This is a genomic window from Bacillus nakamurai (genome assembly GCF_001584325.1).
In the GTDB taxonomy this organism is placed as follows: domain Bacteria; phylum Bacillota; class Bacilli; order Bacillales; family Bacillaceae; genus Bacillus; species Bacillus nakamurai.
The window spans coordinates 1-23,634 of record NZ_LSAZ01000043.1; the positions used below are offsets into that span (position 1 = coordinate 1).

Below are 23,634 nucleotides of genomic sequence, written 5' to 3' on the forward strand. Positions count from 1 at the left end.
ACTTTTTTCATGTTGTTTTCGAAGCATTTTGTTGTTGTCAGCTGTTCATCAGCGACGTTTAATAATATAACACCCTTTAAATCATATTACAATAGTTTTTTTCAAAAAACCTCAGCGATTGTTTTGAGTAATGTAAGTTTTCATTTCTCTTCTATAGAATAAACGAGTTGTCTTGTCGTATGTACTATTTTCTTGTATAGTAGGATTGAACTAAATACTTGATGACCACAAGGGGAGCAATAAAGCTGAGAGTGAACGTTTCGTTCTGACCCTTTGAACCTGTTAGTTAACGCTGGCGTAGGGATGTGGCAAAGCCAAATGAATTGCAGCTTGTAAGCAGTGCGTGGAACTTTCCCCATCCTTTCCCGCGCTGCTTTTTTGTTTGTCCTTAAAAGGGTTGTCCAGTCAGGGGGAAAACTATGAATCAATCAACACAGCTTGTGCGCTTAATTGAAATAGCGATTATGACCGGTGCGGCCGTCATTCTGGACATCGTGTCCGGTATGTTTCTCCGTATGCCGCAAGGCGGTTCTGTCTCTATTATGATGATTCCGATTTTTTTAATTTCATTTCGCTGGGGGGTAAAGGCAGGACTGACGACGGGATTTCTGACCGGACTTGTCCAAATCGCGATCGGCAATCTCTTTTTGCAGCACCCGGTTCAGCTTTTGCTCGATTACATAGCGGCTTTTGCTGTAATCGGGTTTAGCGGTTTTTTTGCTTCTGCTGTCCGTAAAGCTGCTTTTGCCAAAAAAAGAAGCGCATTAACGGTATATGTCGTTATCGCCGTGTTTATCGGCAGTATTCTGCGATATGCCGCTCATGTCGTCTCGGGCGCTGTCTTTTTTGGCAGCTATGCTCCGAAAGGGACTCCGGTTTGGATTTATTCTCTCGGTTATAACGCCACTTATATGGTCCCTTCTTTTATTATTTGCGCAATTGTACTTTGTTTATTATTTATTACTGCACCGCGGCTCCTTGAGACAAAGCGGACAGATTAAAAAACAGCAGGCGGTAAACGCCTGCTGTTTTTTATGCGTGATTCTCTTCGCTGCTTGCATCTTTCAGCTCTTTTGTCAGTTCATTAATGCTTTGTTTTATGTTTCCTTTGCCTGAAAAATTCTCGATGATTTCTTTTACGTCTATTCCGGAAGAGGCCTTTAGGCTTTCTTGGAGACCTGCCATTAAATTGGTTGCGTAGCCTGTAACTCTATTGGCTCCGCCGCTTTCCCCGTTTCCGCCTGTATCAACGACGGTAATTTTATCAATGTTTGAAAGCGGGGCCGATACTTGCTTCGCATATTCTGGAAGCATCTTCACAATCATATCAAGGATCGCTGCCTGCCCGTATTTTTCGAACGCTTCAGCGATTTTTTCTTTCGCTTCGGCTTCCGCAAGTCCTTTCAGGCGAATGACTTCAGCTTCCGTTTCCCCTCTTGCCTTTTCAGCCTCTGCTTTAGCAAGACCGTCTATTCTTACACGTTCGGCTTCCGCTTTCGCCATAGCCTCAATACTGTATTGCTCGGCGTCTGCTTCTGCGAGCTGCTTCGCCTTTGCAGCAGCGGCCGCTTGTTCTACTGAATAGCGGTCTGCATCAGCTTTTTTCTTCACTTCGGAATCATATTGGCGCTCACGGCGAAGAATTTCTTTTTCTTCCAATTCAATTTGTTTTTGCCGCTCGATAATTTTGACCTGCATTTCCTGCTCGGTCACCTGCTGGCGGGCTTTTGCGGTTTCGAGATCGTATGCCTGGTCAGCATTTGCTTTTGCGGTATCCTGGTCTCTCCGATATTCCGCCATTTTCAGCTGGTTGATTTTTTCAGCTTCGGCAATTTCCGTAGCGCGTTCCAGTTCTGATTTTTTTGCGTCTTTATCAGCTTCCGCCCGTTTAATTCTTGTTTCTTTATCAGCTTCCGCCGTCGCAATATCCGCATCTCGTTTTACTTGGGCGATTCTCGGTTTACCTAATGATTCAAGATAGCCGTTTTTGTCGCGGACATCTTTAATGGTAAAGGAGACGATCATCAGCCCCATTTTGGCAAGATCCTGGGACGCGACCCGCTGTACTTCTTGAGAAAACTTCTCTCTGTTTTTATAAATTTCTTCTACCGTCATGGAACCAAGGATTGAACGCAGGTGGCCTTCTAATACTTCTCTTGCCTCTTGCTCGCGGTCTTCCTTGGATTTCCCTAAAAATTGTTCAGCGGCAGTCGCAATTTCGCCGATGGAGGCGCCGATTTTAATAATGGCCGTTCCATCCGCCATGACTGGCACGCCCTGTTCGGTGTACACTTCGGGGGTTGAGACGTCAAGCTTGCTTGACAATAGACTGAGCGGTTCGGCCTGCTGGAAAACCGGGAGCACGAATGTCCCCCCGCCGCGGACGATTTTCAGACGATTGCCGCCTTCATCAATATGGACATTTTTATTGCCAAGGTAGCTTCCGGTCACGATCAGGGCTTCATCCGGCCCCGCCGTCCGGTATTTTGTAATAAATACAGCAATGAGTGCGATGAGTAAAAAGAATACAACTCCGATGACGATTATAATCGGCATTGTCATAACAAGTTCCCCCTTATTATTTAAATTGGTTCATGCGGTGTCACAGAGAGCACTCCGTCTTTCACGTCGATAATTAACACTGCCGTTCCGTAATTAATCTGTTCGTTATCAAAACTGACCGCGGACTTGGAGATAGCGCCGCCGATACCCTCTATTAAGACCTCCCCATAGCCGTCTTTCGGAACGGAGGTAATAATCTTGCCGACTCTCCCTCTTAAATCCGCTTCCCGATAAACGAGCGATTCCTCGGCTGATGAAAGCGGCACAAGGACAAAGATATGGAGCAAGCTGACGAAGAGAACTGAAACAGCAAATGATAGTAATCCAATAACAGGACTTGATAGCGGAGCGGCGATTTCGCCGATATAACCTGAGGCTGAGAAGATCGTCAGAAACGACAATATCAACGCGGGATTCAGAAAAGAGACCGGAACGGCTTCTGAGAGGCCGTGAAAAACATCATTGAAAAAAAGAAACAAAAGCGTCAGACTTCCCGCAATGATAAGGGTGTAAAGATAAATCGTTTGTAACGGAATATGAAATGTGTCCACAATCTGCCCTCCTTTCGGATGAGATGATGGAGTGCTACTTTATATACGGACGGTCCGCCGAAAGGTTTCAATTTTCAGAAAAGCAAGAGCAAATAAATGAATATAAAAGCTGGATATGGTAATGTTTTCTTGAGGAGGAGATATGATGAGTATTTTTAATGAAGCAAGACAGCAGACTTGGAATGAAGTGAAGGGCCTTTCAGATCACGAATTCAACCAGAAGCCGTCGGCTGAAGAGTGGAGCGTGCGGGAAGTGCTTGACCATTTAAAGAAAATTGATGAAACAGCGCATACCCTTTTATCAGAACGAGCAATGGAGGCACCGCTGAAAGAAACAGAGGAAAAACCGCTTGAGATGGCAGAGGACAGAACGAACAAACGCACCGCTCCGCCTCACCTTGCGCCTGAACAAGACCGCAAATCAATCGTTGAAATGAAAGAGGAGTTAGATGTGGCGAGGCAGCACTTGACCGCCGTCATTGCTTCATTAAAAGAGGAGGACTTTGAACGAGTGCTTCCGCATCCCGTTTTTCAAGAATTGACGATCCGCCAATGGATTGATTTTATCGGCCATCACGAAAAGCGGCACATCAATCAGATAGAAGAAATTAAACAAAAAATCGAAAGGGTCTGAACTCAGACCCTTTCGATTTTTTTCTTGGCACGCTTCGGTTCATAAGAATGAATGTCTATCGGATCGCCCGCACAAATGTCGCCCGGCCGTTCGACGATACAGACAATGCCCCTTTTGCCCATCGCATGCCGCACAAACGCCGGAGCCAGTTTCGGATGATGCTGGTAATAGGATTGAATGACCTCTCCCGGCTGAATGCACGGATCATTTTCTCCCTCACACAGGAAGGAGGCACCGCTTGGAAAAATGATCCTGCTGCCTTCTTTAAGTAATGTTAATGAAGGGAAACCGCTGATGGCAATATTGACGCCGAGCCATTCCGGGAAGAAGTTCGGAATCCCCATCGCCTCGGCAATCTCATCACATTCCTCCATTGACACGATTGAAATCTGCCTGCGGTTAAAAATTTCGGTTCCTCTCTCATACATCAGCTCCCGTGCCCCCGCTTTTTTGGTCAGGCCAAAATGCAAGTCCCCGGGAATCCCTCCGTAATCCGCATAAAGCTTGTCCATTCTTTTGGTGAAAAATGTTTTGTATCGGCTTTATATAACCCTTCAGCCTTTGCTTTTATCCGTCTCCACATAAAACCGCCGCCTTTTTCTTGCCATTATCCGTAAAAAACCCCGCTCTGTAAAGGAACGGGGACATTTTTTTATACTGTTTTCGGCGTCAGGCCAAAGCAGCGTTTGTAAATCCAGTTGTATGCTTTCTCATTTAAATCTCTTGGGTTTCCGAATGTTTGCGGATCTTTCATCGCTTCTTTTGATAAACGCTCAATCATGTCCGGAGATACGCCTTGTTCTTCTAAGCTCGGAACCTCTAAATCTTTTACGAGGTCATACATCCAATTGACAGACGCTTTGGCCGCTTCTTCCGTCGACATTTTGCTTGTGTCAATTCCGAAAGCTTTGGCGATGCGGGCGAATTTCTCAGGATAACCCTTCCAATTGTATTCCATTACAGGCCCCATCATGGCCGCCACACATTGTCCGTGAGCGACAGGAATAATGCCGCCGAGTGTCTGGCTCATCGCGTGCGCCGCGCCTGCTGATTCACTGCCGTATGAAAGGCCTGCAAGCATTGCTGCCTGCGCCATGCCGTATCTTGCTTCTACATCCTCCCCGTCAGCAAATGCACGCTTAATATAATGCGCCGCATATTCAATGGCCATCAGGGCTACGGCATCCGTAATCGGCTGGGCGAATTTCATCGTGTAGCATTCGATGGCGTGCGCCAATGCATCGATACCTGTCATTGCTGTTACATGCGGAGGCATGGAAACGTGAAGCTCAGGGTCAATAACAGTTAGATGCGCGGCGATAAGCGGTCCGCCCGTATTGAATTTAAATTCTCTTTCCTCATCTGTGATGACGGCCCATTGTGTAACCTCTGAACCTGTTCCCGCGGTTGTCGGGATCGTTGTCAGCGGAGGAATACGGTTTTCCAGCGGTTTTTTGCCTTCTGCGGCTTCGTAATCAAGCACGCTTCCTTCATGTGTCGCTTCTACGCCGATTGCTTTGGCGGTATCCATGGAGCTTCCGCCGCCAACAGCCACAAGGCCGTTGCAGTTTTCTTTTTTATACAGCTCTGATCCTTCGTTTACGAGGCGTACAGGAGGGTTCGGTTCAACTTTGTTAAACAGTACGACTTCAATGCCTGCCTCCTGTAACGATTCAATGACTGGGTTCGCCACTCCCGCATTATAAATTCCGGGGTCTGTGACGAGAAGGGCTTTTGTTACGCCTAACGCGCCAACTTCATTTCCAACGTGTTTAATCGCGCCGATACCGTGCTTGATCACCGTCGGAATTTCGAATGTATGGAATTTATGCATGCTTTCTACTTTCATATTTAATGTCATATTGAGTCTCCTCCTTATTATGAATGGAACCAGTTAACAGCTGCAGGTTTTGTGTTGCGGTAAATATGTTTGACTTCTGTATATTCTTCAAGGCCGATTTTGCCGAGTTCGCGGCCAAAGCCGGATTGTTTATAACCGCCCCAAGGCGCTTGTGCGAAATACGGATGAAAATCATTGATCCAAACCGTTCCCATCCGCAGTTTTGCGGCCACCCGTTCACATTTTTCAATATCTTTGGACCATACTGCTCCGGCCAGGCCGTAAATGGTGTCGTTTGCGAGTCTGACAGCCTCTTCTTCGGAAGAGAATGACTCGACTGTTAAAACAGGGCCGAATATCTCCTCCTGTACAATCCGCATATCAGAGGTACAGTTTGAGAAAATAGTAGGTTCATAGAAGAAACCGTTTTGAAGCTCGGGATCGTCAGGGCGTTTGCCGCCTGTTTCAAGTTTAGCGCCTTCTTGGATTCCGATTTCTACATATTTTTCAACTTTTGCCCGATGCTCGGCGGAAATCAGAGGGCCGCTTTCGGTATCTTCATGAAATCCGCTGCCTAATTTGATGCGTTTCGTGCGTTTAATCAGCTCCGCTAAAAATTCATCATGAATGGCTTCGTCCACTAAAAGGCGCGAGCCCGCCGAACAGACCTGGCCGGCATGGAAAAACACGGCGTTCAGCGCTTGGTCGGCAGCCACTTCAAGATCCGCATCTTGAAACACGATATTCGGATTTTTCCCGCCAAGCTCAAGGGCAATTTTTTTTACATTGCCGCTTGCCGCCTGCATAATCTTTTTGCCTGTTTCGATTCCGCCCGTGAAGGACACTAAGTCGACGTCCAGGTTTCTCGCAAGCTCGTCGCCGACTGTTGCTCCCGGTCCTAACACCAGATTTGCGACACCTTTCGGAATGCCCGCTTCTTCTATTAATTGAAATACTTTAATCGTCGTCAGCGGAGTGATTTCACTCGGTTTTAAAACAATGGTGTTTCCAGCCGCAAGAGCGGGAGCGATTTTCCAGCTTGCCTGCAAGAGCGGATAATTCCACGGGGTAATTTGTCCGCATACGCCGATAGGCTCTCTGACAATTTTGCTCACAGAATCGGGAATCGGAGATGAAATAACCTCGCCCCCGTCTTTATCCGCAAGGCCGGCATAATATTGAAATACATTTGCGATATCGTCCATATCGGCTTTGCTTTCTTCAAGTGTTTTTCCTGTATCAAGTGATTCCAGCTCAGCCAGTTCATTCAGGTCGCGCCTGATTAATTCCGCAATTTTCAGAACAAATTTTCCGCGCTCAAGTCCGGAAAGCGCCGGCCAGTCTCCTTCATTAAATGCTCTTCTGGCTGCGGCGATAGCTTTTACGGCATCGCCGCGGTCACCTTCGCATACCGTTGCAATTTCTTCTTGATTAAATGGGTTAATGATACGGCGGGTCTGTTTTTTTTCTGCGCTGATCCATTCGCCGCCGATATATAACGTTTTGCTCATGAGAGTCCTCCTTACCGAAAAGTAAGTTTGTTAAATAAAAATTTAATGTTTTTAACAATATTAATTTAACATACGTTTTTTTACGTGTCAAAACCTAGTTTGTCCTCTTTTAGGTTTTGACTTTTTGTGATGATTCGTTAAGATTAAAAACATAAAGAAATGACTTAACAAATTTAATCTTCAGGAGAAAAGAGGGACAGTATGGATGAAAATCCAGAATTCGCAGCTATAGAACAAGCAAGGGACCTTGTTATTGATTCAATTGCAGAGACGATGGATCTTTACGGAATTACCCGGAGCGTCGGGATTTTATATGGAACAATGTATATGAGAGATGAGATGACGCTTGATGAAATGCGTGAGGAGCTGCAAATGAGCAAACCGAGCATGAGCACCGGCGTCAAAAAACTGCAGGACTTAAATGTGGTCAAAAAAACCTTTCACCGCGGCACCAGAAAGCATACATTTGTGGCGGAAAAGGATTTCTTTACGTTTTTCACAAATTTTTTCCCGCCGAAATGGGACAGGGAAGTTCAGGTCAATTTGGCCGCCATCGTTCAAGCCCAGGCGGATTTGCAAGCCGTTTTGGAGAAGGAAGACGGTGATTCAAAATTAAAAGAAGAAGCACAGCATTTATATGATCAGCTTGAAAGCTCAAAAGCCTATTACAATTGGCTGAAGCGGCTTGCCGAATCGGTGCAGAGCGGGGAGATTTTCAAATTTATCCCGATAGAAACGTCTGAATCTTAACAGGCGTTTTTTCTTGCTTTCTGTCACTATGCGTCGTGTTTTCAGATAATCCCTCAGAAAATATAGGAAGATAACCCCATTTACTTCCATTAAAATTGATGTTAAATTTTTATAGGTAAATATTGGTCATTCTCCTTTAAAGGCGGGTGATCAGGGTTTAAAATATTTTTTAGGGGGATTTGTTAACATGAAACACAAGCTTTTCACATCTTTGATGGCAAGTTTATTCGGCCTTGTTTTGCTGCTCGCTCTTCCGGCAACGTCTTTTGCCGCGGAATCCGGTTCATCCGTTCACGAGCCGGAAATGTCAACAAAAGCCACTGCTACTTTATTTGCAAAATACACCGGCGCCAGCCAGCAGGAATGGTCATTTTCTGATATTGAACTGACTTACCGTCCGAACACGATTCTGAGCTTAGGCGTAATGGAATTTACCCTTCCAAGCGGGTTCACTGCAACAACAAAGGATACAATCAACGGACACGCTTTGCGTGAAAGACAGATTCTTAATAACGGAAAAACGGTCAGACTTCCGTTAAACATTGATTTACTTGGCGCGGCGGAATTCAAGCTGGCTCTGAATAATAAAACGCTTCCTGCTGCGGGTACATATAAATTCCGTGCAGAAAATAAATCATTAAGCATCGGCTCTAAGTTTTATGCTGAGGACACAATCGTTGTCCAAAAACGCAGCACACCGCCTACACAGCCTTGCAACTGTAAATAATCGCGGTTAAGACCGGCACAAGCTCACACTGCTTGTCAGCCGGTCTTTTTTTCGGCTGTTTTTCACATCTTCCATCTTTCATTGACAAACACTTGAAACAAGAGTACATTCTTGATTGTTGTATGTGGAAAGTATCGAAAAACAGCTTCATAAGGAGTTATGGGTATTGGGAAGAATAAAAAATAAACAATTTGCCGTCATCGGGCTGGGCCGTTTCGGAGGAAGCATCTGCAAAGAGCTTTTTAAAATGGGACACGAGGTGCTTGCCATTGATATCAGCGAAGAAAGAGTCAATGCGTATTCCTCTTACGCCACACATGCCGTCAGGGCAAATGCAACGGAAGAAAGCGAGCTGCATTCGCTCGGCATCAGAAATTTTGAATATGTCGTCGTGGCGATTGGCGCCAATATTCAGGCAAGCACGCTGACGACGTTGTTATTGAAGGAACTGAATATTCCTCATATTTGGGTGAAAGCGCAAAATTATTATCATCATAAGGTGCTTGAAAAAATTGGCGCGGACCGCATCATCCATCCTGAAAAGGATATGGGCGTCAGGATCGCGCAAAGCCTTTCAGATGAAAACGTCTTAGACTATATAGATTTATCAGACGAATACAGCATCGTCGAGCTTTTGGCTACGAAAAAGCTGCATTTAAAATCAATTCTTGAGTTAGGCGTCCGGTCCAGATTCGGTTGTACCATTCTCGCCGTCAAACATAATGGGAACATTCAGCTTTCCCCTACTCCGGAGACTGTCATTCACGAATGTGACCGCCTTGTGCTGATGGGGCATAAACATGATATTAAACGCTTTGAAAATGAGGGGATGTAAAAAAAGCCGGCGGTCCGCCGGCTTTTCCTGTAGTCACGTTTCTTCATTTAATTGCACGGCAGTTTTGTCAACCCAGCCTATGAGCTGGTCGTTTACCTGAAATTGATACCAGACGGATTGCCCGTTTTGTTTTTCAGAAACGACTTTAATATGCTGTCCGGTAAACTTTTGCGCCGACGCAAGTTTAATAGAATGCGGCTCTTTCGATGGTTTTGACCACACGTCTTCAATGGAATGGTCTTTAATGGCGCCTTTCAGATCAACTGCTTTGAGAGACGCATTGACTTTGTCAAATTCATTCAGGTTATAGGTTTCTATGACGTCTTTAATTTTTTCTGCATAGTCAGGATCGGTGGCGTAGCCTGATTTTTGAAGAGCGGCAGCAGCCGTTTTGTAGTCGCCCGCTTCCAATACAGGCTTGTACTTCTTTTTATTCCACGATGTGCCGTTGACAAATAATTTCGCATGGTCGTCCATGGATTCAAAAAACGTACTGTATTTACGGAATTTTGCCCGGATCGTTTTTCGTTTTCCCTTTTCAAACTCATCTGTTTTCATCGTGACATGCTTTCCTTTATAATCACCTTTCACACCGAACAGATTGCGGGCTTTTCCCGCAAGTTCGCTGTTCCCCCAATCCGATTCCAGGATCGCCTGTGCTAGGGTGATGCTTGGAAGGACATGATACTTCTCATATAAAATTTGAGCATGCCCGGAAAGGCTGTCAATAAAGACCTGCTGCTCATCCACCTCTTCAGGCGGTTTTTCCTCTGTTACTATGAATTTCGAAAACACCATTGAAATCAGAAATAATCCGAATATAAGAGATACAGCAAAAAGGCCTGCCAGCACCTTTTTCGTCTTTGCTTTCTTTTTCATATCAACCTTCCTTTAATTCCGAATGACTAGATTTATAATTTTACTGTTCATTGATGAAAATTTCAATAAAATAGGGAAAAAGACGGAGGAAGGCTGTCTGTCTTTCTAGTAAAACTGCATATAGCTTTCTTCTTTTTGATAATAGTCCAGTCTGTCTTCCAACCGAAAAAAGCGTATATCCGCCATTATATCATCAAAAAAAAACCCTCTATGAGGGGTTTTTAATTGGCCTTTGCCATGCTCAGCTGCGGGCCGAATAATTCATATCGAACGGATTGCGGATCAAATCCGAGTTTGATGATCATGTCGTTCATTTGCATCATAAATGGAGCGGAGCCGCACAAGTAGTATTCAGTATCTTGTTTCAGATTCAATTGCTCAAGGAAATCCTGATCGATTCGCCCTTCGTAAAAAGGCTTGTCTCCCGAGCGATCTTGTTCTGACGGCTCGCTGTACACAAAAATAACTTTGACGTTTGAATTGTTGGCTGCCGCCTCCTCCGCCTCTTTGCGGAACGCGGCGTAATCTCCGTTTTTAGCCGCATGAATAAAGATGATGAACCGTTCGGGCTGTTTTTCGGCAGCGGTTTTCAGCATGCCCATCATCGGCGTAATACCGGCGCCGGCACTGATTAAAACCGCTGTTTTTCCTGAAGGCGTCAGCATGAAATCTCCGGCCGGGGCGCTGATGTCAAGGACATCGCCCTCATGGACATGATCGTGAAGGTGAGATGAAACCGCTCCATCCTTTTTCACAGAAATCCGGTAATGCCCTTTGCCGGAAGCATCAGACAGGCTGTACTGGCGAATGTGCGTATAAGGTGAATCCGCAATCCGCACTTTGATGCTGATATATTGTCCTGCTTCAAACTCCGGCAGCGGAAGACCGTCGATCGGTTTTACATAAAATGATGTGATGTCTTTACTTTCTTTCATTTTCTTTATAACGGTGAAGCCTTTATATCCCTGCCAGCCGGCTTGCTTGTACATTTCATTTTCAATGCCGATAAATGCGTCTGCAATGACGCCGTATGCTTTTTCCCACGCCCGCATGATATCAGGAGTCGCGGCACCTTGCAGCACGTCCTTAATGGCCAGCAGCAAATACTTCCCTACGATCGGATAATGTTCCGGCTTCACCCCAATGCTTGTGTGCTTATAACCGATCTGTCTGACTGCCGGAATGATATGTTCTAATTGATCAATATTGGCAGCGGCCGCAATCACCGCATTTGCCAATGCCGCACGCTGGGTTTGTTTCTTTTGATTGGTTTGGTTAAACATATTCAGAAGCTCAGGATGATCTTGAAACATCAGGTTATAAAAGCGGCCGGTAATGTCTTCTCCTTGTGTTTTCAATACGGGTACAGTGCTTTTTATGATGTTTATTGTTTTCTCATCCAGCATGTTCGTCTCAACCCTTCTAAAAGAAGTATTTTTAATACATCTTTATAGTAAGAGATATTTTGGTTAAAAGATATGTTTAAAATGAATGTTTAATAAAGTCGTCACAATATTATTAAACCAATGGAAATTATGGTTTTAATTTCCTGTAATCACCAATAAAATAGGGACACATATACATGAACATATACGTTTTCACAGGAAAGCAGGGGATGAAATGGTTTCTTATATGGATTACGCGTCTCCACATACGCAGTTCACCTTTGACGTAAACAATAGCCGTTTTTTCACAAAAGATCATCAGAACTTTATCAATGTATTGGGGATTAAGCAGTTAAACACACTTGAACATATATCTTTATTAGATATCTTTCTCAGCAAAACGAATGTGATCGAACCGCATTTTCATCAAAATGCGGCTGAATTGGTGTACTGTATTTCCGGTTCGGCAACAGTATCTATGCTGAATCCGTTCACCCGGAAGATACAGAATTATCCGATCACCCCCGGGCAAGTGGCAAATATTCCGCAGGGATGGTGGCACTATGAGACCGCCTCGTCAGATAAGACCCATCTGTTGGCCATATTTAACGCAGATACACTTGAAGTGATTTACGGTTCGGATATTCTTCGCTTGACGCCGCCTGAAATCATGGCGCATACGTATTGTTTGAATGAACATGAATGGGAAAATGCTATTTCGCCGATCCGCGAGTCAACCGTGATAGGTCCGAGTAAACACTGTCAGAAGTCTGAAAATGCGGGGATGCATGATATGAATAAGCCTTATACATCAAACGCTCAGCATAAGGGATACCCGAATGATCCTTATTGGCGTAATTGTCAGGATTTGTATTGGGGATATTAGAAGAATAACAACAAAAAACCCTTGATCATATCAAGGATTTTAGGTTTGGACTGCCAAAGTGGAGATACGTTTCTGACACGAACAGAGGATTTATTTTTAAACCTTTTTTATAGGGTTTTCTCACAAAAGCTTCTGATTAAAAATGAGGAAGTTGGCCCCCAATTTATCCCGAAAATGTTTGAAAAGAAAATTTGCAAGTTTCGCTATTTTATCTTCAGTTTGAAAGATTTGTTTTAAATGAATTACGAAGCATGTATTGATTCTGGAGACATATTTGGATTGTAATCCTATTTTCCTACTAAGCCTGCCATCAAAATGCCCATCACAACCAAAAATAAAAGTAAAAGAATACAAAGTGCTAGGATAACAAAAGAAACATACTTAGAAATCCCTTTAGGAGCTTTGATTGCTAAAATACTGCCCGCGACAATTCCCAGAATTCCAAGCGCCCAATGAATGTGAGGCAAATTATACAATGTAATTAAAAGGATGATAAGCGATGCGATACCTAAGTATTTCCTCATTTCTCTCCCTTTCTGTTTCCCTTCATTTATCCCCAATTGAGGAAAAAAAGCAATGAAACATGGCCCAAATGCTTTTCCTGAAAAACAAAAAAACCCTTGAATATCAAGGGTTTCGGGTATGGAGCCAAGGGGGCTCGAACCCCTGACCTCTACGCTGCCAGCGTAGCGCTCTCCCAGCTGAGCTATGGCCCCGTGCGGTAACGTCATGTTTTATTATAGCCGAGTTTTTTTCGGAATTCAATAGGAAATTCATTTTGCGGGAACTTTTTCGGGCGGCGGATTCATTCTCATAAAAAAAGAAGACCCTCCTCTGGGGTCTTCTTTTTTATACCGCAAGCATCAGTAGGATCACACCGAGGATGATGCGGTAAATGGCAAATGGAACGAGTTTGATTTTATTAATGAGGCGAAGAAAAAATTTAACGACTAAGAGAGCGACAATGAATGCGCTGATGAAGCCGACAAGAAAAAACGGAATCATGCCGGGCGAGAGGCTGTCCCAGTATTTCACCAGCTTTAAGAGGCTGGCGCCCGCCATAATCGGAATGGCCATAATAAACGTAAAGTCTGCTGCCGCTCTGTGATTCAAGCCGAGAATGACGCCGCCGGCAATTGTTGAACCTGAGCGGGAAAAGCCCGGCCATAGGGCGAGACATTGGAATAAGCCGACACAGAGAGCCTGTTTGCAGGAGATTCGATCAACCGTATCGGTCGTTTCTTTCCTTTTATTAATCCAGTCTGCCGCGAGCATGAGGATGGCTCCGGCAATTAACCCGAAGGCCACCGTTCTTACGGAAAATAAGTACCGGTCAATGTAATCCTCAAATAAAAAGCCGAGAATCGCCGCCGGAACAAGTCCGACCGCTATTTGCGCAATGGTGAGCCTGTGCCCCTTTTCCTGATCGCGTGTCACATTCTTTTTTAGGCCCAGTAAATTTAAAATCCGATCCTTAAAGACAATCGCCACCGCCAATATGGAGCCCAGCTGAATGACCACCTTAAAGGAATTGGCTGCTTCAGGATTCATCAGATTGCCGGATTTCAGCCAGATGTCATCCGCTATGATCATATGTCCCGTTGAAGAAACCGGCGCGTATTCCGTCAACCCTTCAACTATCCCTAAAACGGCTGCTGTGAACATTTCCCATAGAGTCATCCTATTCTTCCCTTCGTTAAGCATTTACAAAAGAGAAGCTCTCCCCTAGAGGAAAGCCTGTCTTTTATAAATATCAGATCCATCCCGTTTTTATGCCTTCGGAACCGTATCATTTTTTTCTTCTTCATATAAATGCGACCGCATTTTAAACCAATCAAACAGGTGGGTCGTGACCACTTTAATGACCGCGTAACCCGGGATGGCCAAAATAATGCCGACAACGCCGAACAGCTTTCCGGCGGTCAACAGGACAAAGATGATGGTAATCGGGTGAATATGAAGATTTTTCCCCATGATTTGCGGAGAAATTAATTTTCCTTCCACAAGCTGGACAATGGTCCAGACAATCGCAAGCTTCAGCAGCATAAACGGAGAAGTCACCAAAGCGATAATGATAGCCGGCGTGATGGCAATCGTCGGCCCTAAGTACGGAACAACGCTTGTACAAGCCGCAATGACCGCAAGCAATGAGGCGTAATCAAGCCCGATAATCAGATAGCCGATAAATAATAGAAAACCGATACAGAAGCTGACGATAATCTGGCCTCTGATATAGGAGCTTAATCTGTGGTTCATCTCGCTCAGCATCGTGTATGTTTGTTCCTTTAAACGGGTCGGCACAAACTTTAAGATATAGATGGGCAGCTTTTTTCCGTCTTTCAGCAAGTAGAACAGAATAAACGGAACGGTAACGATAGAAATAATAACCTCAGTCAGGGCGCCGATAAAATTTCCGACTCCGGTAAATGTGCTGTTTGCTATCGTCGCGGCCTGCGCCGACGCTTTATTCGCCAAATCAGAAATGTTAATATTCATCGTCTTCTGCGCCTGATTCACAAAATCGCTTCCTATCAGATTTTTCGTCTGATTTTCAACGATATCCACATATCTCGGCAGATTGTCGATCAGGCTCATGATCTGTTCCTTTAAAAACGGAATGATTGATACGATGGTAATCGTAATTAATCCTATAATAATAAGATAAAGGATCAAAATGGAATAGACCCTTTTCACCCTTACTTTTTCGAGCAGATCTACGATCGGATTGAGTAAATAAAAAACAATTCCTGTCAAAATGACGGGGAGCGCAATCGTTTTGAGCAGGACGATAATGGGTGTGAAAATAAACGATGTTTTTGTAAAAACAAGGATATTGAGACCGATGAGCAGCAATACAAGCAAAAACAAGACAAATTTATTGTCTAAGAAAAACTGTTTAAATCTGCCGCCCCATGTTTGCAATGTTTCCACTATTGTTCCTCCATCATACGTATTTTACCTAAATTGTACACTATCGTTCCTATAATGAAAAATATAAACCGGTCTCTTTGGGAATTTTTCCTATAGATTCATCCCGCAAACCTTTTTGCTTTTATGTTTGTGCTATAATATAGGGCAGTAAACATAAGGAGCGATAGCTATGATTCGGTTTGCAACAGTAGGAACGAATTGGATTACAGACCGCTTTCTCCAAGCGGCTTCCGCTATTGACCATTTTCAATTGGCGGCGGTTTTTTCAAGATCTGAGGAACGGGCCAGGGAATTTGCCGGCACTCACGGCGCGGCGCATTATTTTACAAGTCTGGAAGAGATGGCGAAAAGCAACAGCTATGACGCGGTATACCTCGCCAGCCCAAACGCTTTCCATAAAGAACAGGCGATCCTTTTTATGAATCACGGAAAGCATGTGCTGTGTGAAAAACCGTTTGCTTCTAACGCGCGGGAAACAGAAGAAATGATTAAAGCAGCCAAGGCTAATGGCGTCTTGCTGATGGAAGCGATGAAAACCACCTTCCTGCCTAACTTTAAACTGATTAAAAACCACTTACATAAAATCGGAGCAATCCGCAGATTTACGGCAAGCTACTGCCAATATTCATCACGATATGATGCTTTTAAAAACGGAACGGTGCTTAATGCGTTTCAGCCTGAATTATCAAACGGTTCTTTAATGGACATCGGCGTGTATTGTATTTATCCGGCCGTCGTGCTGTTCGGCGAACCGAAAGAGGTAAAAGCAACCGGCTACAGATTATCTACCGGCGTTGACGGAGAAGGCACGGTGATTCTGTCATATGACGGATTTGAAGCAGTGCTCATGCACTCAAAAATTTCGAATTCCTTTGCTCCGGCAGAAATACAAGGAGAAGAAGGCACCATCGTGCTGGACAGCATTCACGGACCGGAAAGAGCGGAGATCCGCTATCGTGACGGGCGCGTTGAAGACATTTCTGTTCCTGATCTGAACCCTGCCATGTATTACCAAACGGCTGAATTCGTTTCCCTTCTTGAAAACAATCAGCTGGAGTCTCCCGACAATACATTTGAACGCTCGTTCATCACGGCAAACATTATGGAAGAAGCGAGAAAACAAATGGGAATCGTGTTTCCCGCCGACCGAAACTAAAAACATCCGCCCGGAGTTATGGGCGGATGTTTCTTTTATTTGGCCGCTAAGACATCCGCAAACGTTTTTGCATATTGCGGGAGATCAGGCGGACGGCGGCTTGAGACAATATGGCCGTCTGTTACGACAGCCTCATCCAGCCACTCCGCCCCAGCGTTTGTCATATCGTCTTTGATGCCAGGCGTGCTTGTCACTTTTTTTCCTTTCAGTATTCCGGCTGAAATCAGCACCCAGCCCGCGTGGCAAATTTGGCCAATCGGCTTTTTCTGCTCGTTCATCGTGCGAATGATTTCGAGAACCTCCGGATATCTCCTCAGTTTGTCAGGAGCCCAGCCGCCCGGCACGAGCACGGCATCATACTCCTGGATAATCAGACTCTTAAAATCATAATCTGCCGTTGCAGGCACGCCGTATTTTCCTTTATATGAACGGCCTGCTTCTTCTCCTATTAAATGAACGATTGCCCCTTCCTCCCGTAACCGATAGACGGGATACCAAAGCTCTAAATCTTCAAAATCATCACTGACTAGCGCTATGACTTTTTTTCCTTCAAGTCTCATCGTAACACTCCCTTCTTATGTTCAAGTGTATCGTTTTTTTCAGCGTGATGAAAGAAACAGCTCGTTACAGCTGTTTCCCGGCTTCGTTTTCTGATTCAATCGTAAATTTCCGTGTAACCTGCTGCAGTTCTTCGGCCATATGAGCAAGCGTTTCAGCGGATGAGCTGATTTCTTCCATAGAGGCAAGCTGCTCTTCGGCCGACGCGGCAATGTCTTGGATGCTGGATGATCCTTCTTTGGCGACTTCATTAATGTCATCCACCGCGTTTGTCACGTTTTGCGACCCGGCCGCAAGCTGTTCAAGCGTTGCGTTCATATGCTGTAAAGCGCCTGAAATCTGTGTCGTCATCTCCGAGATTTTTTTGAAGCTTTCGGCCGTTTGATCAGTAATGTTAAGGCCTTCCTTCACATCTTGATTCACCGCTTGGAACACAGAAAGCGATGTGGCGATTTCTTTGACGATCTCTTGAATCAGCGTTTCGATTTCTTTAGCGGAATCGGCTGATTGCACGGCAAGCTTTCTCACCTCTTCCGCCACGACAGAGAACCCGCGCCCATATTCGCCCGCTCTGGCCGCTTCGATGGCGGCGTTTAAGGCAAGCAGATTCGTTTGATCGGCAATGCCGTTAATGACGTTCAGAATGCTCGTAATATCTTGCGACTTCGTTTCTAGTCCTTTGACTACCGCTTCAGCCTGCTGAACGGAGCGGTCGATCGTTTTCATCTGGCCGACGGTTTTTGCCACTAATGCTTCACCGCTGCCGGCCGTATCCGAGGTTTTAATGGCGGATTCGGTTATTTCAGCCGATGCATTTGCGGCCTCGGCAATTCCCGCATTCATTTCGGAAAGGTGTTCTGCGCTTTCCTCCAATTTCTCGCTCTGCGATTCGTTTCCGTTCGAGAATTGTTCAATCGCCAATGTAATATGCTCCGTCGCTTTGCTCGTCTGCCCGGCAGATGCCGTCAGCTCTTCTGAAGAAGAAGCCACATGCTCTACAGACGATTGAATGACGCCGATGACAGATCGAAGTGACGCTGACATCTCATTAAAGCTTTGGCTGAGCTGGCCGAATTCGTTTTTCGAGCTGATGTCAATCACTTCCGTTAAGTTGCCCTCGCTGATTTTAGCGGATGTCGAGACAAGCTTTTTAAGCGGCCTTGAGATTGAGCGAATGATATAAAAGATTAAAATGCCGCCGACGATAAGCGAAACGGCAAGGATGATGAGCGCCATTTTCATGACAGGAGCGGCGGCCTCATGGATTTCACTGACAAAAAAAGTACCGGCGATTTTCCAGCCTGTCAGTTTATTCGTCGTAAAGGCCATTTTCTTTTGCTGTCCTTCAAATGTGTATTCAAACATTCCGCTTGTTTTTGAAAACACTTCTTTTGTCCAGACTCCTGAACCTGTCGTGCCCGGTTTAATGGTCGGATGGGCGATGTATTTTTTATCACCCGTTGTAATAAAGGCAAACCCTTTATGGCCGATTTGCACACGTTCTGAAGCTTTGAGCAGGTCGTCCAGATTGATGTCGAGCGCAATGACGCCTGACCCGTCTTTTGTTTGCTTGGCAATCGTGACGACCGTTTTTCCGCTTAAAGCGTCCTTATACGGCTCGGTGAATACCGGCTGACCGTTTTTTTCAACTGCTTTTGTATACCATTCGCGTGTCACCGGATTATAATCGGCCGGCATCTCGGTTTCCGGATATTGGACGTACGCTTTATCGTTTGAAGCGGCATAAACCGATGCGACATCATCGTTGACCGTGACATACTGCTTCATATTTTCAAGTAATAATGAATTGTTTTTTGGTTTCAGTTTGTCCTTGGTGATCAATTCACTGTAATAATCGATTGCTTTCAGCTTGCCATCCAGCATGTTTTCAAGCACGCTGTTTAATTCGTTGACATTTCCTTGAGCGCTGTGTATCAGCTCGCCGTCCAACGAACTTCCCGCCGTTTGATAGCTGAAGTAGGCGAGTATGCCGACCGGAAGCACCAGTACGGCTAAGAATGCCGCGATAAGCGGCTTGCTGATGGATGGCTGTTTGATCCAATGTATCAGTTGTTTCATTTTTTCAGTCTCCTTCTTTAAAAAGCTAAATCTAATATCGTCAGATAGGACAAAAGATTTATTAAAAAAACTAAAAAAACACCCAAAGTGTAACCTTGGGTGTTTTTATCTATCTATTATTCTATTTTAAAGCGTTTCGTCATATCACGTAATTCTTCGGCCATTTGTGACAATGTTTCTGATGACGAGCTGATTTCTTCCATCGATGCCAGCTGTTCTTCAGCCGACGCGGCAATGTCTTGGATGCTGGCTGAGCTTTCTTTCGCGATGGATGCGATATGTTCAGAGGCTCCTGAGATTTGCTGCGAACCGGCTGTCAGCTGTTCTACAGTCGCGTTCATATTTTGGATTTCTCCGGCAATTTGGCTTGTCATTTCAGAAATCCGGTTAAAGCTTGATTCGGTTTGATTCGTAATATCCAGTCCGCTCTCTACTTCCCGGTTGACGGATTGAAACATGCCGAGAGACGTGTTGATTTCTTTTACGATTTCCACAATTAAGCTTTCGATTTCTTTGGCCGAATCAGCGGATTGCACGGCAAGCTTTCTGACTTCTTCGGCGACGACAGAGAAGCCCCGTCCGTATTCTCCGGCACGCGCCGCTTCGATTGCCGCATTCAGCGCGAGAAGGTTTGTCTGATCGGCGATTCCGTTAATGACGCGGAGAATGTTTGTGATGTCTTTTGATTTTGTTTCCAGACCGCGCACGACGTTTTCGGCTTCTTTCACGGATTGGTCAATGACGGTCATTTGGCCGACCGTTTGGTGAACAAGCTGTCCGCCTGAATTGGCGACTTCCGCAGATTTTAGGGAGGACTCAGTAATGACGGCCGATGCTTTCGCCATATCTTCAAGTCCGGTATTCATTTGATAAATATGTTCCGCGGTGCTTTCAATTTTTTCATTTTGGCTTTCATTTCCGTTTGAAAATTGTTCAATCGCCAGTGTAATATGTTCGGTCGCCTTGCTTGTCTGCTCCGCTGAAGCTGTCAGCTCTTCTGAGGAAGACGCGACGTTGTTCACGGAATCCTGAATCGCATGAATCAAAGAGCGGAGTGAGGCGGCCATATTGTTAAAGCTTTTGCCCAGCTCGCCCAATTCATCTTTTGATTGTATTTCAATCGTTTCTGTCAGATCACCTTCGCTAATCCGTTTGGATGTCGTCACGAGCCGCTTGAGCGGTTTTGTAATCGAGCGGATGATCAAAACCATGACGATTGTTCCGATGGCAATGGCTAATACGAGAACGAGCAAGGACAGGTGAAGGATCGGCAGCGCCGCCGTATGAATTTCATCCAAATACATCGTTCCGCTGATTTTCCAGCCCGTTAACTCATTGGTGTCATAGGCCATTTTCTTCTTTTCACCATCGTAATTGTATTGAAAATCTCCTTTTTTGCTGCTGTACAGCTGATCGGCCCAATCACTGTCCAGTACAGTGCCGGACGTTCTGTTCGGATGGGCGACAACTTTTTTGTCTTTCGTCAGAATAAACGCGTAGCCTGATTTTCCGATATTCACTTTTTTCGTTGTTTTCAGGATCTCTTCAATTTTCATATTAATGGCTACCACGCCGGAGCCGTCTTTCGTCTGCTGAACGACCGTGACGACCATCGTATTGGTTGAAGCCGTACGATAAGGGTCTGTTACGACAACTTTCCCCTTGTTTTCGACGGCTTTTTTATACCAATCTCTTTCGACCGGATTATACCCTTTTGGCATCTGCAAATCAGGGTAGCGTGTGAAATGGCCTTTCGTGTCACTCGTATAGATCGATTCTACATCTTTGTTAATTTTCATATACTCTGTGAATTTATCCGTAATTTGCGCTTTGTTTTTCGGCTTGTATTTATCTTCGGTGAGCCACTCGCTGAAATAAGCGGTGCCGTCTTCTTTTTGGCTGATGCTTGTATTGATCAGATTATTGATTTGCTGCACATTCTCTAACGCGCTGCCCATCACCTGCCTGTCAAGCGTGCTCACCGCCGATTGATAAGCAATAAAAGCAAGTACTGAAACAGGAAGAATGAGAACGGCTAAAAAAGAAATGAGAAGTTTTCTTGTAAGCGATCGCTGCTTGATGATTTGCACAATTTTTTTCATCTACTATATCTCCTCTTGCTGGTTTACCCTTCATATCGGCAATTATGGGTAAATATACATATCCATTAAGAAGAAATATACCAAAGAATACTTTTTACCTATTTAAAAATAGTCTTTTGGGCTCAGTTAAGAGGTTATTTTAAAACGATTTGTTAGTTCACGAAGCTCTTCGGCCATTTTTTCCAGCGTTACGGCTGATGAACTGATCTCCTGCATAGACGCAAGCTGCTCTTCGGCTGAAGCCGCGATGTCCTGGATGCTTCCCGCGCTTTGTTTAGAAACGGCGGCGATGTCCTCTGAAGCGCTTGATACTTCCTGGGAGCCGGCGGAAAGCTGTTCCACGGTCGCATTCATATTTTGCAGTTCCCCGGCGATTTGGTTTGTCTTTACAGAAATGTCCCGGAAGCTTTTTTCCGTTTCATCTGTTAAAACAAGGCCGTTTTTCACCTCATGATTGACGAATTCCAGCATATCGAGGGATGTATGGATTTCTTTGACGATTTCATGAATCAAGGTTTCGATTTCTTTCGCTGATTCGGCGGACTGGACGGCGAGCTTGCGCACCTCTTCGGCCACAACGGAGAAACCGCGGCCGTACTCTCCCGCTCTTGCCGCTTCAATGGCGGCATTTAAAGAAAGAAGATTCGTTTGATCCGCAATGCCGTTAATCACCCGCAAAATGCTGGTGATGTCTTTTGATTTTAATTCCAGCCCTTTTACGACTTGTTCCGCTTCACTTACCGAATGATCAATAGCGCTCATTTGGCCGGCTGTTTTTCGGACAAGCTGCTCGCCGGCGCCGGATATTTCCGCTGATTCGATTGAAGATTCCGTAATAACGGCGGCGGCTTCCGCTAAGTCACTGAGTCCGTCTTTCATTTCATTGACTTGTTCTGTCGCTCTGTCAATGCTGTCACTTTGGCTTTCTGTTCCGTTAGAAAATTGTTCTATGGAATACGTAATATGCTCCGTTGCTTTGCTCGTCTGTTCAGCGGAAGCCGTCAGCTCCTCTGACGATGAAGCCACGTGTTCAACGGAATCCTGAATGCCCTGAATGAGGGAGCGGAGTGAATCTGTCATATGATTAAAGCTTTTACTGAGCACGCCCAGCTCATCTTTGGAGCTGACTTCAATTCTTTCGGTCAAATCGCCGGCGCTGATTTTTTCAGCAGAGGCCACGAGGCGCTTTAACGGCTTTGTGATGGAGCGGATAACAAAATAAATAAAAATCATTCCTGCGGCAATGGCAAGGGCCAATACAATCACGGCCATGGTCAGAACCGGCTTTGCCGCGTCTTTGACTTCATCCGCGGACATCGTTCCGCTGATTTTCCAGCCTGTCGCTTCATTGGTGACAAAAGCCATTTTTTTCGCATTGCCGTTAAACATGTATTGAAAGTCGCCTTTTTTCTCGCTGTATAAAGTATCAACCCATTTTCCTGACAGCGTCGTTCCCGCTTTTTCACCGCTGTAGGCGACGGCTTTTTTATTTTTGCTGAGGATAAAAGCATAGCCTTTTTTTCCGATATTGATTTCTTTTGTCATGGTCACGAGGTCGTCGATCTTAATATCAATCGCGACGACGCCTGACCCGTCTTGTGCCGCCCGCGCCATGGTGACGACCATCTTTCCGTTTGAAATGGACTGATAAGGGTCCGTTATGATGGTTTTGTCTTTATTCTCCATAGCTTCTTTGTACCAGCTTCTTTCAAGGGGATTGAAATCGGCCGGCATATCGGCATGGGGAAAGCGTGTAAACGTTCCGTCCTTGCTGCTTGAAAAAATAGCGGCTGCCTTATCATTGCTTTCGATGAATTGCTTGAATCTGTCTTTCATTTCCGTGCGGTTCTTTTCCTTAAACTTCGCGGTTGTCGCCCACTCGCTGAAATACGCCGAGCTTTTTGTAAAGGTTCCGATCCGGTCATCAATCATATTGTTTAAGATTTGCACATTCCCCTTGGCGCTCTCCATCATTTGGCTCTCAACCGAGGAAGCCGCCGAACGGTAGGCGCTTGCCGCCAGTACAGCCACCGGAATAATTAAGATGAGTAAAAATGAAGTGATGAGTCTTCTGGCTATTGATTTTTTGGCGGTGTTTGCTGTTTTTTTCATTTTTTAAACCTCTTTCAATCATTTACATTTTATATCGGCAAACTCCCTTTTTATTACATTGAAAATACAGGAATAAATGAAAAATAGTCCTATGTACTCCCGTTAATACATGACTTTTTGATTAATTTCATTTGTC

Annotated in this window: 20 protein-coding genes, 1 tRNA gene, 1 pseudogene and 1 riboswitch; of the genes and pseudogenes, 7 read left to right on the forward strand and 15 right to left on the reverse strand. The window is 45.0% G+C overall.

The genetic code is table 11. The features are described 5' to 3' along the window. Window positions 1-220 precede the first annotated feature (220 nt). Window positions 221-321, forward strand: a riboswitch (TPP riboswitch). A gap of 98 nt (window positions 322-419) precedes the next feature. Further along, a complete protein-coding gene (gene thiT, locus AXI59_RS18070; RefSeq protein WP_061528930.1) occupies window positions 420-1,001 on the forward strand; it encodes an energy-coupled thiamine transporter ThiT in 582 nt (193 codons plus the stop codon). 31 nt (window positions 1,002-1,032) lie between these two features. Here the strand turns inward: thiT and AXI59_RS18075 are convergent, their stop codons facing one another. After that, complete coding sequence (locus tag AXI59_RS18075) at window positions 1,033-2,562, reverse strand: flotillin family protein (RefSeq protein ID WP_061528931.1); 1,530 nt, start codon at window positions 2,560-2,562, stop codon at window positions 1,033-1,035. A gap of 20 nt (window positions 2,563-2,582) precedes the next feature. Beyond that, the gene (locus AXI59_RS18080) at window positions 2,583-3,113 is read right to left on the reverse strand and encodes an NfeD family membrane protein (protein WP_061522376.1); all 531 of its coding nucleotides are present in this window, start codon (window positions 3,111-3,113) and stop codon (window positions 2,583-2,585) included. Between the two features lie 145 nt (window positions 3,114-3,258). Between AXI59_RS18080 and AXI59_RS18085 the strand changes: the two genes are divergently transcribed. Then, entirely contained in the window at window positions 3,259-3,747 is a 489-nt protein-coding gene (locus tag AXI59_RS18085; RefSeq protein WP_061522375.1) for a DinB family protein, read from the forward strand. Window positions 3,748-3,749: 2 nt separating this feature from the next. Here AXI59_RS18085 and AXI59_RS18090 read toward each other — a convergent pair. From AXI59_RS18090 to betB, 3 genes and pseudogenes are all read right to left on the reverse strand, one after another. After that, window positions 3,750-4,330, reverse strand: a pseudogene (locus AXI59_RS18090) (MOSC domain-containing protein). Between the two features lie 69 nt (window positions 4,331-4,399). Further along, on the reverse strand, window positions 4,400-5,608 hold the full coding sequence (gene gbsB, locus AXI59_RS18095) for a choline dehydrogenase (RefSeq protein ID WP_061522374.1): 1,209 nt from the start codon (window positions 5,606-5,608) through the stop codon (window positions 4,400-4,402). A 17-nt stretch (window positions 5,609-5,625) separates the two neighbouring features. Further along, window positions 5,626-7,098: a betaine-aldehyde dehydrogenase gene (gene betB, locus AXI59_RS18100; protein WP_061522373.1), complete on the reverse strand. Its 1,473-nt coding sequence runs from the start codon at window positions 7,096-7,098 to the stop codon at window positions 5,626-5,628. Window positions 7,099-7,299: 201 nt separating this feature from the next. Between betB and cudC the strand changes: the two genes are divergently transcribed. From cudC to AXI59_RS18115, 3 genes are all read left to right on the forward strand, one after another. Beyond that, the gene (gene cudC / locus AXI59_RS18105; protein WP_061528932.1) at window positions 7,300-7,848 is read left to right on the forward strand and encodes a choline uptake/conversion transcriptional regulator CudC; all 549 of its coding nucleotides are present in this window, start codon (window positions 7,300-7,302) and stop codon (window positions 7,846-7,848) included. A gap of 187 nt (window positions 7,849-8,035) precedes the next feature. Then, the gene (bslA, locus tag AXI59_RS18110) at window positions 8,036-8,575 is read left to right on the forward strand and encodes a biofilm surface layer hydrophobin BslA (RefSeq protein WP_061522371.1); all 540 of its coding nucleotides are present in this window, start codon (window positions 8,036-8,038) and stop codon (window positions 8,573-8,575) included. Window positions 8,576-8,741: 166 nt separating this feature from the next. Continuing rightward, window positions 8,742-9,410 (forward strand): potassium channel family protein, encoded by a 669-nt coding sequence (locus tag AXI59_RS18115; RefSeq protein ID WP_061522370.1) that lies wholly within the window; start codon window positions 8,742-8,744, stop codon window positions 9,408-9,410. Window positions 9,411-9,443: 33 nt separating this feature from the next. Here AXI59_RS18115 and AXI59_RS18120 read toward each other — a convergent pair whose 3' ends face one another. Further along, entirely contained in the window at window positions 9,444-10,289 is an 846-nt protein-coding gene (locus AXI59_RS18120; RefSeq protein ID WP_061528933.1) for a glucosaminidase domain-containing protein, read from the reverse strand. A gap of 221 nt (window positions 10,290-10,510) precedes the next feature. Further along, on the reverse strand, window positions 10,511-11,695 hold the full coding sequence (hmpA, locus tag AXI59_RS18125; RefSeq protein ID WP_061528934.1) for an NO-inducible flavohemoprotein: 1,185 nt from the start codon (window positions 11,693-11,695) through the stop codon (window positions 10,511-10,513). 214 nt (window positions 11,696-11,909) lie between these two features. Between hmpA and AXI59_RS18130 the strand changes: the two genes are divergently transcribed. Continuing rightward, the gene (locus AXI59_RS18130) at window positions 11,910-12,560 is read left to right on the forward strand and encodes a cupin domain-containing protein (RefSeq protein ID WP_061522367.1); all 651 of its coding nucleotides are present in this window, start codon (window positions 11,910-11,912) and stop codon (window positions 12,558-12,560) included. A gap of 287 nt (window positions 12,561-12,847) precedes the next feature. Here the strand turns inward: AXI59_RS18130 and AXI59_RS18140 are convergent, their stop codons facing one another. From AXI59_RS18140 to AXI59_RS18155, 4 genes are all read right to left on the reverse strand, one after another. After that, a complete protein-coding gene (locus AXI59_RS18140; RefSeq protein WP_061522365.1) occupies window positions 12,848-13,084 on the reverse strand; it encodes a hypothetical protein in 237 nt (78 codons plus the stop codon). 119 nt (window positions 13,085-13,203) lie between these two features. Then, a tRNA-Ala gene (locus AXI59_RS18145) sits at window positions 13,204-13,276 on the reverse strand. A gap of 133 nt (window positions 13,277-13,409) precedes the next feature. Then, window positions 13,410-14,240 carry an undecaprenyl-diphosphate phosphatase gene (locus tag AXI59_RS18150; protein ID WP_061522364.1) on the reverse strand — a complete coding sequence of 277 codons (831 nt, stop codon included), beginning with the start codon at window positions 14,238-14,240 and terminating at the stop codon, window positions 13,410-13,412. 90 nt (window positions 14,241-14,330) lie between these two features. Continuing rightward, a complete protein-coding gene (locus AXI59_RS18155) occupies window positions 14,331-15,491 on the reverse strand; it encodes an AI-2E family transporter (protein WP_061522363.1) in 1,161 nt (386 codons plus the stop codon). A 169-nt stretch (window positions 15,492-15,660) separates the two neighbouring features. Between AXI59_RS18155 and AXI59_RS18160 the strand changes: the two genes are divergently transcribed. Continuing rightward, on the forward strand, window positions 15,661-16,647 hold the full coding sequence (locus tag AXI59_RS18160; protein WP_061528935.1) for a Gfo/Idh/MocA family protein: 987 nt from the start codon (window positions 15,661-15,663) through the stop codon (window positions 16,645-16,647). A 35-nt stretch (window positions 16,648-16,682) separates the two neighbouring features. On the opposite strand, the gene AXI59_RS18165 is transcribed toward AXI59_RS18160, so the two are convergent. The 4 genes from AXI59_RS18165 to tlpB (AXI59_RS21000) form a co-directional block, all read right to left on the reverse strand. Next, window positions 16,683-17,207, reverse strand: a complete 525-nt coding sequence (locus AXI59_RS18165; protein WP_061528936.1) for a type 1 glutamine amidotransferase domain-containing protein — start codon at window positions 17,205-17,207, stop codon at window positions 16,683-16,685. Between the two features lie 64 nt (window positions 17,208-17,271). Next, window positions 17,272-19,284: a methyl-accepting chemotaxis protein gene (gene tlpB, locus AXI59_RS20990; protein ID WP_061528937.1), complete on the reverse strand. Its 2,013-nt coding sequence runs from the start codon at window positions 19,282-19,284 to the stop codon at window positions 17,272-17,274. Window positions 19,285-19,400: 116 nt separating this feature from the next. Then, the gene (gene tlpB / locus AXI59_RS20995) at window positions 19,401-21,386 is read right to left on the reverse strand and encodes a methyl-accepting chemotaxis protein (RefSeq protein WP_061522359.1); all 1,986 of its coding nucleotides are present in this window, start codon (window positions 21,384-21,386) and stop codon (window positions 19,401-19,403) included. A gap of 126 nt (window positions 21,387-21,512) precedes the next feature. Further along, on the reverse strand, window positions 21,513-23,498 hold the full coding sequence (gene tlpB / locus AXI59_RS21000) for a methyl-accepting chemotaxis protein (protein ID WP_061522358.1): 1,986 nt from the start codon (window positions 23,496-23,498) through the stop codon (window positions 21,513-21,515). Window positions 23,499-23,634: the final 136 nt, after the last annotated feature.

What these genes read in the sequence shown, in the direction of transcription:
- thiT (WP_061528930.1), top strand. Translation starts at nt 420, where the DNA reads ATGAATCAATCAACACAGCTTGTGCGCTTAATTGAAATAGCGATTATG.
- AXI59_RS18075 (WP_061528931.1), bottom strand. Translation starts at nt 2,562, where the DNA reads ATGACAATGCCGATTATAATCGTCATCGGAGTTGTATTCTTTTTACTC.
- AXI59_RS18085 (WP_061522375.1), top strand. Translation starts at nt 3,259, where the DNA reads ATGAGTATTTTTAATGAAGCAAGACAGCAGACTTGGAATGAAGTGAAG.
- gbsB (WP_061522374.1), bottom strand. Translation starts at nt 5,608, where the DNA reads ATGACATTAAATATGAAAGTAGAAAGCATGCATAAATTCCATACATTC.
- betB (WP_061522373.1), bottom strand. Translation starts at nt 7,098, where the DNA reads ATGAGCAAAACGTTATATATCGGCGGCGAATGGATCAGCGCAGAAAAA.
- cudC (WP_061528932.1), top strand. Translation starts at nt 7,300, where the DNA reads ATGGATGAAAATCCAGAATTCGCAGCTATAGAACAAGCAAGGGACCTT.
- bslA (WP_061522371.1), top strand. Translation starts at nt 8,036, where the DNA reads ATGAAACACAAGCTTTTCACATCTTTGATGGCAAGTTTATTCGGCCTT.
- AXI59_RS18120 (WP_061528933.1), bottom strand. Translation starts at nt 10,289, where the DNA reads ATGAAAAAGAAAGCAAAGACGAAAAAGGTGCTGGCAGGCCTTTTTGCT.
- hmpA (WP_061528934.1), bottom strand. Translation starts at nt 11,695, where the DNA reads ATGCTGGATGAGAAAACAATAAACATCATAAAAAGCACTGTACCCGTA.
- AXI59_RS18130 (WP_061522367.1), top strand. Translation starts at nt 11,910, where the DNA reads ATGGTTTCTTATATGGATTACGCGTCTCCACATACGCAGTTCACCTTT.
- AXI59_RS18140 (WP_061522365.1), bottom strand. Translation starts at nt 13,084, where the DNA reads ATGAGGAAATACTTAGGTATCGCATCGCTTATCATCCTTTTAATTACA.
- AXI59_RS18150 (WP_061522364.1), bottom strand. Translation starts at nt 14,240, where the DNA reads ATGACTCTATGGGAAATGTTCACAGCAGCCGTTTTAGGGATAGTTGAA.
- AXI59_RS18160 (WP_061528935.1), top strand. Translation starts at nt 15,661, where the DNA reads ATGATTCGGTTTGCAACAGTAGGAACGAATTGGATTACAGACCGCTTT.
- AXI59_RS18165 (WP_061528936.1), bottom strand. Translation starts at nt 17,207, where the DNA reads ATGAGACTTGAAGGAAAAAAAGTCATAGCGCTAGTCAGTGATGATTTT.
- tlpB (WP_061528937.1), bottom strand. Translation starts at nt 19,284, where the DNA reads ATGAAACAACTGATACATTGGATCAAACAGCCATCCATCAGCAAGCCG.
- tlpB (WP_061522359.1), bottom strand. Translation starts at nt 21,386, where the DNA reads ATGAAAAAAATTGTGCAAATCATCAAGCAGCGATCGCTTACAAGAAAA.
- tlpB (WP_061522358.1), bottom strand. Translation starts at nt 23,498, where the DNA reads ATGAAAAAAACAGCAAACACCGCCAAAAAATCAATAGCCAGAAGACTC.